The 12394-nt window shown below is 64.1% G+C and carries 12 protein-coding genes; 6 read left to right on the top strand and 6 right to left on the bottom strand.

Annotated elements, in window-relative coordinates; genetic code table 11:
* Positions 1-48: 48 nt before the first annotated feature.
* Complete coding sequence (locus tag Spa11_RS05115; RefSeq protein ID WP_145108869.1) at positions 49-372, top strand: cupin domain-containing protein; 324 nt, start codon at positions 49-51, stop codon at positions 370-372.
* 10 nt (positions 373-382) lie between these two features.
* Here Spa11_RS05115 and Spa11_RS05110 read toward each other — a convergent pair whose 3' ends face one another.
* Positions 383-1210 (bottom strand): SdiA-regulated/phytase-like domain-containing protein, encoded by an 828-nt coding sequence (locus Spa11_RS05110; protein ID WP_145108866.1) that lies wholly within the window; start codon positions 1208-1210, stop codon positions 383-385.
* A gap of 727 nt (positions 1211-1937) precedes the next feature.
* Here Spa11_RS05110 and Spa11_RS05105 point away from each other — a divergent pair.
* Positions 1938-2402, top strand: a complete 465-nt coding sequence (locus Spa11_RS05105) for a hypothetical protein (protein ID WP_145108864.1) — start codon at positions 1938-1940, stop codon at positions 2400-2402.
* Positions 2403-2513: 111 nt separating this feature from the next.
* Here the strand turns inward: Spa11_RS05105 and Spa11_RS05100 are convergent, their stop codons facing one another.
* The gene (locus Spa11_RS05100; protein ID WP_145108861.1) at positions 2514-2972 is read right to left on the bottom strand and encodes a hypothetical protein; all 459 of its coding nucleotides are present in this window, start codon (positions 2970-2972) and stop codon (positions 2514-2516) included.
* A gap of 97 nt (positions 2973-3069) precedes the next feature.
* Complete coding sequence (locus tag Spa11_RS05095) at positions 3070-3969, bottom strand: hypothetical protein (protein WP_145108858.1); 900 nt, start codon at positions 3967-3969, stop codon at positions 3070-3072.
* A gap of 303 nt (positions 3970-4272) precedes the next feature.
* On the opposite strand from Spa11_RS05095, the gene Spa11_RS05090 reads away from it, so the two are divergent.
* Positions 4273-5097 carry an alpha/beta fold hydrolase gene (locus Spa11_RS05090; RefSeq protein WP_145108855.1) on the top strand — a complete coding sequence of 275 codons (825 nt, stop codon included), beginning with the start codon at positions 4273-4275 and terminating at the stop codon, positions 5095-5097.
* 22 nt (positions 5098-5119) lie between these two features.
* Here the strand turns inward: Spa11_RS05090 and Spa11_RS05085 are convergent, their stop codons facing one another.
* On the bottom strand, positions 5120-6061 hold the full coding sequence (locus Spa11_RS05085) for a hypothetical protein (protein ID WP_145108852.1): 942 nt from the start codon (positions 6059-6061) through the stop codon (positions 5120-5122).
* Positions 6062-6439: 378 nt separating this feature from the next.
* On the opposite strand from Spa11_RS05085, the gene Spa11_RS05080 reads away from it, so the two are divergent.
* Positions 6440-7540 carry a serine hydrolase domain-containing protein gene (locus Spa11_RS05080; protein WP_145108849.1) on the top strand — a complete coding sequence of 367 codons (1101 nt, stop codon included), beginning with the start codon at positions 6440-6442 and terminating at the stop codon, positions 7538-7540.
* A gap of 173 nt (positions 7541-7713) precedes the next feature.
* On the opposite strand, the gene Spa11_RS05075 is transcribed toward Spa11_RS05080, so the two are convergent.
* Complete coding sequence (locus tag Spa11_RS05075) at positions 7714-8739, bottom strand: dockerin type I domain-containing protein (protein WP_145108846.1); 1026 nt, start codon at positions 8737-8739, stop codon at positions 7714-7716.
* A gap of 115 nt (positions 8740-8854) precedes the next feature.
* Here Spa11_RS05075 and Spa11_RS05070 point away from each other — a divergent pair, with 115 nt between their 5' ends.
* On the top strand, positions 8855-9133 hold the full coding sequence (locus Spa11_RS05070; protein ID WP_145108843.1) for a hypothetical protein: 279 nt from the start codon (positions 8855-8857) through the stop codon (positions 9131-9133).
* Positions 9134-9478: 345 nt separating this feature from the next.
* On the opposite strand, the gene Spa11_RS05065 is transcribed toward Spa11_RS05070, so the two are convergent.
* Positions 9479-10186 (bottom strand): YoaK family protein, encoded by a 708-nt coding sequence (locus Spa11_RS05065; RefSeq protein WP_145108840.1) that lies wholly within the window; start codon positions 10184-10186, stop codon positions 9479-9481.
* 665 nt (positions 10187-10851) lie between these two features.
* Here Spa11_RS05065 and Spa11_RS05060 point away from each other — a divergent pair.
* Positions 10852-12321 carry a DUF4886 domain-containing protein gene (locus Spa11_RS05060; RefSeq protein ID WP_197529754.1) on the top strand — a complete coding sequence of 490 codons (1470 nt, stop codon included), beginning with the start codon at positions 10852-10854 and terminating at the stop codon, positions 12319-12321.
* The last annotated feature ends 73 nt before the right edge of the window (positions 12322-12394 follow it).

The following is a 12394-nucleotide window of genomic DNA, read 5'->3' as shown; positions in this document are numbered from 1 at the left end:
GCTAACGACCTCCTCAGCCGGCGCCTCCTCAACACCAAGGCATTCACGATGGCCATTCCGCACGCCGCTCCCGGTCAGACAATCGACGTCCGCCCCTTGGGGCCGGCCCTGGCGGGGACGAAGACCTCGGCCCTGCTGAAGACCGACTCGCTCGAAGTGATCCGGCTGGTGGTCCCGGCCGGCAAAAAGATCCCGTCGCACAAGGTGGCCGGCGAGATCACGGTGCAGTGCCTCGAAGGCCGCGTCGCGTTCACAGCGCTGGGCGAGACGCACGAGCTCCAGGCCGGCCAGATGCTCTACCTCCCCGGCGGCGCCGACCACGCCCTCGAAGGCCTCGAAGACGCCTCGGTGCTGGTGACCATCCTCAGCTGACCCCGCCGTGCTAATGTCGAAACGTTGCAAGACTCACCAACGTCAGCAGCGCCAGGGCGACGGAAGAGGGCTCGGGAATCAGTGCGTAGGTGTATAGATCGCCCCCTTGGCTCGTCAGTCGGAGAGTCTTGGAAGGAGCGTCGTAGTGAATCCCCAACCCGTTATCACGGACGCCAGGAAGGGAACTTGGAAAGGCGTCGGTGAGGAGCTGCCCCCGCAGGGTCCCGTCCATTGAAAACTCAAAAAGGTCGTCGCTATTCGTAAACACGAAGAGCCCATTCGTGTCGGGATCAACCGCGACACTCTGCAATTCGTCGTTCGTTGGAAGCAGGCTCCTGGCGTCGAACGAGAAGAGCAACTCACCCGAGAAGGACCACTTCTCGACGCTCCCCTCAAACCGGGTTAACCAAAGGGTTGAGTCGCGATCGTCGATGTCCATCCCCTCGGTCGCCGGCGCCCCCGTGCGGATCCGACCCGTGACGGCGCCATCGGGATTGACGAAGCGAACGATTCCCGTGTCCTGATCGAGGACGACCAATTGATTGAGAGCGGAGCTGTAAGCGAGCCCGCGGAGGTCGCCCACTCCAGAGATCGACGTCTCGCCGAGAAATCCAAAACTCGCATCGTAGGTAGACCACGCGCCCGTCAGCGTTTGGGCGACGTGCCAAGTGGAGCCGTCGAAATCGAGATCGTGGCTGCCAGTGTTGAGAAGAGTCTCGTCGACTTTGAGAAGGTAGCGCCCGTTGACACTCAAGGCATAAGCGTTGCACTGGAGTATCGAGAGCAACGCGAAGACGGACGCAACCGCCAATGCGGAGAGCGAGCGTGGCGAGTGCATTAGCAACTCCGGCGGAGGATTAAAAACACAAAGGTGGCTCGCAGCACTGGCAGACCCGCATGTTAATTCAAAAGGCCGAACACTTTTTGTAGAATCTTTCGAACGACATAAGTCAGAGGCCGTGCGCCACAGCTGGCTCGCCCAGCAGTGGCACACCTTTCTTCCGTCGGGTCTCTAGTGTTGAAGTGGCCCCGGCGACGGGCCGTCGTATCCTTCGTGCCCGTCGTGGTTCCTCCTCCCGACGTGAGCAAGAGGCCTGACCCCCAAAGTAGGGGCGCCTCGTTTGCCTCTGCATTTATCGGGGAAAACGTGAACACCCGCACAGAGGCCCATAGAGGGCCCATTTGGGCGACCTAGCGTGTCCATGTGTCCACCCCACGGCTTCTCGCCAACATGGCCGTAACGTGGACGCTAGGGCCCTTCCTGGGCCTCTGGCGCGCGGGGTGTGGCGGGGCCGGTTCAAGCCGGCTCAAAACCCCTCCTTCGGGGGGGTAGGTTGATCGGGCCGCTTCGTTGCCAGGGCTCGGTTTCTCCGCGGGCTACATCGATCGAGTCACCGACGAGGGCGCCTATGCCCTGTCGAGGGCTATCGGCGTCTTCCTGGGCGCTATGTTGATGGTGCTTTACTTGATCCGTGTAACGAATTAAGAAGGCGATTGAAACCGACAACCTGGAATTAAATCCCTCCAGCGTTGATACATTCTCACCACACGCCCCTTACCGCCGCATGATCCTCAAGGCCCTCCGCATCATCGGCGCGGTCCTTGCCGCGATTGTCGTCGCCATGGTGCTGTTGATTGCGGTGGAGCTCTTCAGCGCGATCGTGCATCCCTTCCCGCCCGACTTTGCGGGAACCGAAGCCGCCATGTGCGAGCATGTGGCCCGCTACCCACAATGGGTCCTTGCGGCGATTGTGCCGATGTGGGCGGCTACGGCGTGGGTGAGCACGTGGCTGGCGGGGTGGCTTGGCGGCCGCGGACCGGCGATGGGTGTCGCCGTCCTACTGATGGCGGCCGTGCTCTGCAATCTGTCGATGCTCCCCTACCCGCTCTGGTTTAAGACCGTGCAGCCGATCGCGATCGTGATCGCCCTGGTGTATGCGTACCGCCTTTCAACGCCCCGCTCGTTGAATGCAACACAACAAGCGGCAACCATTGAAGGTGGCATCAAAGACAGCGAAAGAACGGACTAACCGCCGTAGGAATCGAAGACAGGAGCCATCGATAGCGCGTTTTCTATCGCGCCCAACTCTGTTACCGGCCTGCTGGTCTACCTCCGCGTCCCAGCGGTTGCTTCGAGTCCATCAGACGCCTGCCGGCTGCCGCGGCGTGGGGCTTTGGTGCGGTTTGATGGCCGGGGTGGGGATCGCCATCGAGTCGCCGCGGAGCTCGAGCAGGGCTTGGCGTTCTTGGTCGATCTCGTACATCGTGCGGAACCCCAAGCGGCGCAGCACCGGCAGCGGCGGGCACCAGCCCTGCACGGCGTGCTGGAGCAGGAAGCCCGTCACCGCCAGCGGCAGGAAGGCCCAGCGGCGGTCCTTGGTGACGGCTAGCAGGCTGCCGGTGAACGCCAGCGTGGCGGCGTTGGCTTCGAGCGTCCGCTCGATGTCCCACTCGTGGTCCAATTCCGCCAAGCGCTGATCGATCTCCGCGGCCGATGCGTGCCGTAAGTCACGGACGCGCTGCTCGGCCTGCTGGCGGATTGATCGGTTGACGCTCTGACAGGTGTGCTCCGGCACACGCTCGCTGCTCGACGGGATCATGATTGCCTCGGTTGGTGTCGCGGTTGGGTGACAAACCCTCCGCCACACCGAGATGCAAACCCCGCGCCGCAGCGCTCCATCGAATCCGTCAACCCAATCAATCGGCGAAGAGGCCGGTGGCGTACCAGATGCCGTTGCCGCCGCGTTGGATGTCGTACGCGTAGGCGCGGTGGGGGCGGCTGACGCCGCGCCAGTGGCCCGACGAGTGGCGCCAGGCGTCGACGCAATCGACGACCGAGTCCATCAACGTCTGGCCGGGCCAGCTCTCAGCGCAAACCTCGGTGACGCTGCTGCCGGCGGCGCCGCTGAGGCGTTGGAAGCGGCGGCCGAAGTTCTGGTGGCCCTGCTGGCGTACCCGGGCCTGGTAGGCGGCCTGCTCGTTGGCGCCCGACGCTAGCGCGTTATGAAAGCGCCCGCCGGTGCTCTGTGGCGCCTCGGGGTGCATCCGGACGGCCCACACAAGCGACCGCTGCGTGAGCGTCCCGGCGGGCAGGTCGAGCGCCGTCGCCAAGCCCCGCGGGCTCCAGTGGTAGTACTTGCCGCCGGCGAACGGCAACGCCGTCACCGCATGGCCGTAGTAGGGCGCGTCCTCGTTTGCGAGGTCGACGATCGCGAACCCCGCCCCGCCGCGCAGCTCGCTGAGCGCGGCGAAGTCGGCGAGCCGGCGTGGCTTGCCATCAACGTCGATCGTCGTGTCGACGTCGGCGCGGAGCAGCGTCATCTCGCCGAGCTTCTCGCGCGCCGGCGCGTTGGATTGCAGGTAGGTTTCAACCGACTCTTGCGTCGCGGTTGTGCTCGGCGACGTGAGATACACAACAAGCATCTGGTCGTGCTCGTCTGCTTCCCGATAGGCCGTGTAATAGTCGGTGTGCCATGTGAGGCCGGCGGCTTCGACCGTCGAGCTTTCAGCCGGGCTTTCAACCGGGGCCGTTTCTTCTGCGCGACTTTGAGTTGCAACAAGCAGCAAGACACACAGCGACACGTAGCGAGCAAACATCCAATCAGCCTCCGCAGGTGGGGGACTCGGCGCATCAGCGTTGCGGCGCGGGACCGCGGGCCGAGTCGTACATTAGGTAGGGCCGCCCGCAAGGAGGGGCGGTGGGGTGTTCCGGGAAGCGTCCCACCCTAGCCCGCCGGCCGCGGCGATGGGACCCGCCGACAGAGCTAGAAACCCGCGCATTTGCGCGGAACGTGAATTGCACCACCGAATCGGGCGACTCTCGCCCAGCGCTAGACGCGGGAATACGATTGCCCGCGGCTGGCCGCAACGGCGCCCATTCAATTCACAGGAGCTTCAGCGATGGCCTTCCTCACCACCCGCGACGACGTGAGCCTTTACTACAAGGACTGGGGGAGCGGCACACCGGTCGTGTTCAGCCACGGCTGGCCGCTGACGGCGGACGCTTGGGAAGCGCAGATGTTCTTCCTGGCGTCGAACGGTTGCCGCTGCGTGGCTCACGACCGCCGTGGGCACGGCCGCTCGAGCCAGCCGTGGCACGGCAACGACATGGATGCGTACGCCGACGACTTGGCCGAGCTGCTCAAGGCGCTCGACCTCCGCGACGTGGTGCTCGTGGGCCATTCGACGGGCGGCGGCGAGGTCGCGCGTTACATCGGCCGGCACGGCACGGAGCGCGTCGCCAAGGCGGTGCTCGTCGGCGCGGTTCCGCCGCTCATGGTGAAGACCGACGCCAACCCCGGCGGACTGCCGATGAGCGTCTTCGACGGATTCCGTGAGCAGTACTTGGCGGACCGCGCGCAGTTCTTCCTCGACGTGGCGAGTGGGCCGTTCTATGGCTTCAACCGTCCCGGCGCCAAGGTGTCGGAGGGGCTGATCCGTTCGTGGTGGACGCAGGGCATGATGTCCGGCCACAAGAACGCGTACGACTGCATCGCGGCGTTCTCGGAGACCGACTTCACCGAGGACCTCAAGAAGTTCGACGTGCCCACGCTGATCGTCCACGGCGACGACGACCAGATCGTGCCGATCGACAATTCGGCGCTGTTGTCGGCCAAGCTTGTGAAGGACGCGACGCTCAAGGTCTATCCGGGCGGGACGCACGCCCTCGCCGACACGAGCAAGGACGAGCTGAACGAAGACTTGCTTGCGTTCATCCGTTCGTAACGCGGTGTTTCATGGCTACGGCTCATCCACGCGATCGCCGCGGGCTGCCGCCTGCAGCTACGGCGAACGTTAGCGCGACCAGCGCCAACGTTGTTGGCTCGGGGACGCGGGTGATGATGAAGTACTGGTTGCCCGCGAAGTTGTTGAGATCGATCTGACCGACCGTGCCATTGAAGCCGCCGGCTCCATCGCCGCCAATGTTGATCTGTGGCGCCGGCAGCGTGCCGAGGAACTGGTTCGACAGGTAGTCGTGGTTCGAGCCGTTGATCATCGCCGTGATCTTGATGTCGGCCGGATTGGGGTTGCCCAACGCTGAGAGCGGGATGCCCAACTCGATGCCGGTCGTGACCGCTACAGCCGCCATGAGGTCGGCCGCGTCACTCCCACCCATCACGCCGGCGGTGTTGCTGTTGTCGAACGCCACGCCGATCCCCGCGCCGGGCAACGCGTTGGCGTTCGCGCCCGTAAGCGACGCGCCGAACGCCGGGCCCGAGGTCTCGAACGCCCCCGCGTCGCCGCCGACAACCGTGTAGTCAATGTCGAACCGGTCGCCGCCGCTGTTGCCATTCCGCAAGATCAGCAGGTAGTCGGCCGCGAAGCCCGAATCGAACGTGAAGCCGGCGTACTTGCCGGCCCAGCCATCGTTGCTCGGGTTGTTGCCGCCGAAGTCGGTGTTGTTCGTAATGACGTTCTCACCACCGGGGACCGCGTCGATAAAGATATTGAGCTTATTGAAGTTGTTCTCGAGATTGCCGGTGAGCATTAGGTAGAGCACGCCGCTGTCGATGTAACCCCAGGCCGCGTCGAGTTCCGAACCGCCGCCCGGGTTGCCGTCGCCGAATTGCGTCTGGACCCCTTGCACCGACAGCAGGGGATAGCTGCCGTCACGCACGCCGTCGAGGATCGGCGCCGCGGAGGCTTGAGCCGCCAATATTGCAACGAGGGAAAGAAGAAGAAGTCTCATCGGGGATTCTCCGGGAAGGGCAGCGGGGACGTTTCAAGAAACTCGCGCCAACATCGGCAAGCCAACACCACCAGTCCGTGGCGCCGCGCCACGTTCTCTTCCCGATTAGGGCCATCCCGATACAGGGGTTTTTCAGACGAGGTCCGGGCCGCGGCTGAGCGGGGCCCGAGCCGCATTGTAGTCGCCGCAGGAGTCGAAAGGAGTCTGGATCGGGGCAGAATGTCTCCGCCCCTCGGGGTGCATCCGCGAATCGTCGTCCCGCCCGACAGGCCGCCGCGCCCTTTGCGCGAAAATAGAACGGAATCGCGGGAGTCTTCCGGGTTGCTCCCGACGCGGCAGTCGGTCTGATAGGGCTTTCCTCCCGTGGTGAAACGCCCCATGAAACAACCGATAACTTGCGGCCTGACAGCCCTCCTGCTCGCCTTGCCCTGCCTGCCGATGAACGCCGCCGCGCCGGTCCCGCCCGAATGCATCGAAGCCCTGTTGCCCCCGCATGTCGGGGCGGCCGTTCTTGCCGTCGACAACGGCGAGGTGGTCTTCGAACACTGTTGGGGCGTACGGCGATTGGGAAGCGAAGAGCCCGTCACGCCAACCACGACCTTCCGCATGGCGTCGATCTCCAAGCAAGTCACCGCCACCGCGGTGCTGACGCTCGTCGATCGCGGCGCACTAGCGCTCGATGACCCGCTCGCCAAGTTCTTTGCCGACGCGCCCGCTTACTGGAACGAGATCACGCTGCACCACTTGCTAACGCACACGTCGGGCCTGCCCGGCTACGAGGGCCTTGTGCCGCAGGGGACGACACTGCAGATCTCCGATTACAACGTCCTGGCGATGCTCCTCGAGACCGACGAGCCCAAGTTCTCGCCGGGGTCGGAGTGGGAGTACTCGAATTCGGCCTACGTGATGCTAGCGCTCGTCGTCGAGCAAGTCGCCAAGACGCCTTACCATGAGTACCTCCGCGCCGAGGTGCTCCAGCCGCTGGGCATGACGGGCTCGATCAACTTCCTCCGCGGCGTGAACGCCCCGCCCGAGCGCGCCTTCGGCCACGCCATGAAGCGGGGCGGCGTCTGGGAAGTCGCCGACCAGAGCGTCACCAGCGCGACGCGCGGAGACGGCTCGGTCTACTCGTCGTTGCGTGATCTGCGGCTTTGGTCAGAAACACTCGGCAATGGCAAGGGCGTGCTCAGCGACACGACCGCCGCCGCGATGGCGTCACCGCAGTTCAAGACCACGCGCGACACGGCAACGAATGATGGGACCAGTCACTACGGCTACGGCCTCTTCATCGACGCCCACCGCGGCCAGCGCCGTCTCTGGCACAGCGGCTCGACCCGCGGCTTCTCGCTGATGCTCCATCGCTTCCCCGAACGCAAGGCGACGGTGGTGATCCTGCTGAACGCCTCACCGCGGGGGGAAGAGATGAAAGCGGAGTATACGGATGCGGTGGTGGATCGGTTGTTGTTTGGGGAGGAGTGACGCTAAGAGAAAGGGATGCCTCCTCCGCCCCGACTGACCTATAGGACAACTCGACAAGAAGAACGAACAGGAGAACGGTGGCGAAGCGGTCACCCTGCTTGCAGTCGATAGCGACGCTACGTCCAGTCAGCGATCGTTGGCCCGTCGCTCTGAGCACCGACGTCTAAGCGCGTTCAACGCGACTTACGCCGCCCTCGACGGATCGAAAGCACCAGGGCCGGCAACACCGACCAAAGCGTAGCAGGTTCGGGCGCCGGCAAGGATCTTCTGCTGGCGTACGCATCACGCCACACGGTGTAGTCAGCCGCATCAATCACGCCATCGGCGTTGCCGTCGGCGACATGGCCCGGGATGAGGCCTGTCTCGCTTCCCATTCCGTAAGAGGTATGAAGCACGGCTAGGTCAGCTGAATCGATAACCCCATTCCCGTCGTAGTCTCCATCCAGAGCGGGCAGGTACTCAAATTGGAACGACTCGAAGACGATTCCCCCGCCGAGTCCAATGTTTGCGAAACTGACGCTAACCCCGTCCACATCGGCCGAACTGAGATCGAAGGACGGCGCAGGTCGGTCGCTCTGAGCCTTACTGAATGGAAGGACGACCGAATAGACTCCGGCTTCAATCGCAAGAGTCTTCCGGAGCGATATAAATTGCTGCTGGTAGCGGTTGGGGAGGTACGAGGGGACGGTATTCCTTACAAACGAAACATACACCTCGGGGACTCGTACGGGCGGTTCGTACCAGGCGTTCGGTTCGCCCGGGTCGAACTCCAGCAACTCAACCCGTACCGCGTTGTAGCCAGAGAGATCGAGGTCCAGCGAGTTCCCGTCGATGTCGCCATAGACATTCCCATACCGAAATGCCGGCCCTTCGCAGAAGAGCGATTCGGGAGTTCCTCCCGCCAGAAATGTCCCACCCTCTGGGTCGTGCACGATCGGCATCGGACCCACGCTGCCACCAAACCCAAAGCACGCGCGGAAGTCGATGCTGCGGGCGCCTCCCAGTACGTTCTCAGGCGTCAGGCCGACTTCGGTTTGGTGGAGACTGTCCCCGTAGCCTGGAGCCGGCAATTGCACATTCAAGCCGGCGCCCGAGGCGAAGTCGTCGATAACCAATGCCTCCACACCTTGCACTGGAGAAACGACGGTCGACAAGACCGAGAAGAGAAGCCACGCTCGTGTCATGACGCGGAATTTCATGTCTAGAGTATAGTTATCCGGTCTCGCCGGGACGATAGTGTAAAGTTGTCGGTCGGTGAGCGACATTGTTCAAGGCTTCGCGACCCCCCCCAACGAGTCAGCTTAACGCCCTCGTATGTCGATGACTCCATTCGACGCCGGCTGCTTGACGGTCGTAATGCTGGGGGGCGTATTCGCCTTCGCCACAGGTTTGAGCATCGCGTTGCAAGGCAAGGCGCCTCAGCGACTGCAGCACGCTAGTGTTGAGGATCCAACCGGTGTGGCGTGGATCTTGGTTCTGCCAATTGCATTCCTGGAAGAGTTTCCGAAAGCGAGCCTCTTCATGCGTCGCCTTTTCCTGGGCGGTCTGTTGGCGGCGGCAGTAGCGGGAATTGCTTCGTTGGTGGCTGCGTGAGATAAGCCTGATGGTTCAAGGCGCAGCGAAGCCCTATAGCGGATTTTATTTTGTCGTAGCGTCTCGCGCGGAGACGCAGAGGGCAGGCAGCGAAGACTCACGCCAAGCCGCCAAGACGCAAAGACAAAGTGGTTGAGAAATGAGCGTAGCCGCAAACGATCGCACAGCAACGCGTTCTTTGCGGCTTAGCGCCTTTGCGTGAGTCTTGAAGGCATCCAACTCTGCGTCTCTGCGCGAGGCTTCCCCACGTTGCTCCGTGGATCAGAGCGAGGCTAGAAACGCTACGGCCAAGTGAAGCACGCTCTAGCGAGTTGGCCGCGGGTGCTTAGTGGAATGAGGCGTACCTCACTCCTCGATCGCATCCATCGCCTGGCTCGATCGGCCTCGCTCCCGTGGGAGCAGCACTCCGTGCTTCCAGATCGACCACCCGATACCCGCGATCAGGTAGGCCGCCCCGGCGATCGCGACGGTGTCCCATCCCGATTTCTGCGACACCACGGCGCACGCGCCACCCAGGCAGAAAGAGAGGATGATCAGTAGCGGCACCGCGATCTTCCACGTGGGGATCCCGTGTCCGCGGGCCTTCATGCCGAGGTTGACGCCGAAGTCGGTGAACATCCCGGTCAGGTGGGTCGTTCGCAGCACAATCCCGCGGTAATGGTTCGCCATCGCGTTTTGCAGCCCGCACCCGAAGCCCGCAAGCCCGATGCTCACCAGCGGCGATCGGGTCACCAAGCAGGCGGCCGCTAAGAAGAGGGCGCCGATGCCCGTGACCGTCCGGCCGTACGGACGCGACAGGTCGAGCGTCGGGTGGTGGATCAAGAACCCGGCCGTCACGGCGCCGCAAAAGAAGAACCCCGCCGCTGCCGCGACGCGATAGGCCTCCGCCAGCGTCTCGGGCGACCAACTCGCGATGTCGATCGTCAGTTTGGCGATATCGCCGGTGAGGTGACTGACCGAGGTCCCCGTGTGCAGGACGAATCCCGTGTTGGCGAAGGAGGCCCCGAAAGCCAGCGCGCAGCCCCCCGCGATAACAACTCGATTGGAATGCATGGCGTAAAGGATCAATCGGTAAACGGAGCCGCGCTGACGGCGAGAGCGCTTAGTGTACCGGAGGTGGAGGCGGACGCCCCTGTGATGTCAGCCCGGTTCCTCAACACCCGCACGGAGGCCCCTAGGGGGCCGCTGGACGCGTCCGTTGGGGGATCGACGACTAACCCACCTCGACGCGTCCAGCGTCCTCCTACGGGCCTTCTGAGGGGCCTGCTGACCCTGCCCCGATGGCCGGCCGGCTGGCCAGAACCGCCGGCAGAGGACGCGTCAACCTCAGCCCCGTCACCCGATCTCACTTTCGCGCAGCGGAAAGCTGGTTTAATACTTGAACTACGACTTTTTTCAAAAAAGTTCGGGTTTATCTTGGGGCCGCTCTAAGCCGATTTCTGGCAGGCTAGCGGGCGGTCGCCGCAACGACTCGGTTCGGTCGGTAACCTCGGTTTCTCAGCAGTTTTTGGGCGATTGGGCGCGCGGGTCTGGCCATACGATGACGGTAAGGCGCCGCCGAGGGAACGCTCGTGTCGCCCCCTCCCGCAGGCCCGCGGTCGCCTCCGCACCGCTCGACGCGCTCTGCGGCGTGGTTAGACTGCGGCCAACTCATCACCGGCCCGCCTCTGTCTCGTGGGCCTCCATCCGAATCGGACTGCTTGCTAATGGAGTCACCCGTGTCTGTATCCCTACGTAGCTGCGCGCGCTCACTGCTCGCCTTGCTCTTCACCGCTGCCACCTCGGTCGTCGCCGTCGCGGACGACCCACTCAACCTGCTGTTCGTCGGCAATAGCTTCACCGCGGGCGGCCCGATCGCCCACCTCGTCCGCGACCTCGCCACCGACGCCGGGTGGGCGACCCCCAACGTCCAGTACGTCGCGCCCGGCGGGCAGTCGCTCGGCTTCCACCTCACCAATCCCGATACGCTCAACGCCATCGATGCGGGGAACTGGGACTTCGTCGTCCTGCAAGAGTTCTCAACCGGACCGACCGACAACGCGGGCGACCCGGCCGCTTTCAAGAGCAACGCCACGGCGCTGTACGACCGCGTCAAACTCGGCAGCCCCGACGCCCAGGTCGTGCTCTACGAGACTTGGGCCCGCGAGGCGAGCCACTCGCTTTACCCGGGGACGTTCGCCAACCCGGCGGAGATGCAAGCGCAGCTGCGGACCCACTACAACGACGCGGCCGACAACTACATCCCCGCCAACGCGACCGCGGCCGTAACGACCGATGTCTCGGTGGCGCCCGTCGGCGACGCTTGGGAGAACTACCTCAACTCGGGCGGCACGATCCGCTTGCACGCCAACGACGACTACCACGCCGGCCCGAATGGCCAGTACCTGTCCTCGTCCGTCCTTTACTCGACGATCTATGGGCGTTCCGTCGCGGGCCGTGGCGGCCTGCTGGCGAGTCCTGCCGACGCCGCGGTGCTCCAGACCTTCGCTGACGCCACGACCGGCATGACGATCCCCGGCGGGCCCGACGGCGTCGAGCTTGGGCCGCTTACGGCCGGCGAATCGCTCTTCATCGACTTCGGCGGCGACACGCGCACCACGCCGGGCAACTGGAACAACTTCACCGCGTTCCTGACCGGCAGCAGCCTTGTCAACGTGATCGATGACTCCGGCGCGACAACGACCATCGACGTCACGCTTACGGACGGCTTCTCGGGCGTCAACTCAGCGGGCAACGCGACCAACACGCTGGGCTACCCCACCACTGCCACAAGCGACAGCTTCTACACGGGCTCGTTCGACGGCCACACCGCTGCGCTGGAGAATCGCGCCCAGGTGACGTTATCCGGTCTCGACCCAGCGCTCGACTATGACTTGGCGTTGTTCAGTTCGCGGACGGGGACCGACGGCGGCATCGGCCGGCTGTCGCGATACACCGTCGATGGCCAGGTGATCGAGTCCGACGTGTCGGACAACACCAGCAACGAGTTGGTGTTCAGCGGCGTTTCCCCTGCGCTGGACGGCACGCTGACGCTCGACGTGGAGGTTAGCCCCAACGGGACGGGCCGGTTCGCGTATCTCGGTCAGCTCAAGCTAACGGCCCTGGCGATCCCCGAGCCTTCCTCGGCGCTGCTGCTAGGCGTCGGCGGGCTGGCCTGGGTCGGCAGCCGGCAACGCCGCGCCTGCTAAACCCTGTTGCGACAGCCGCTCGCTCACAAGGCAGGCGGCTGTCGCACCTTTTGAGGGGCAAGTGGCTCACGTC

The organism is Botrimarina mediterranea, assembly GCF_007753265.1.
Classification (GTDB): Bacteria; Planctomycetota; Planctomycetia; order Pirellulales; family Lacipirellulaceae; genus Botrimarina; species Botrimarina mediterranea.
This window is presented reverse-complemented; position numbering and strand designations above follow the sequence as displayed.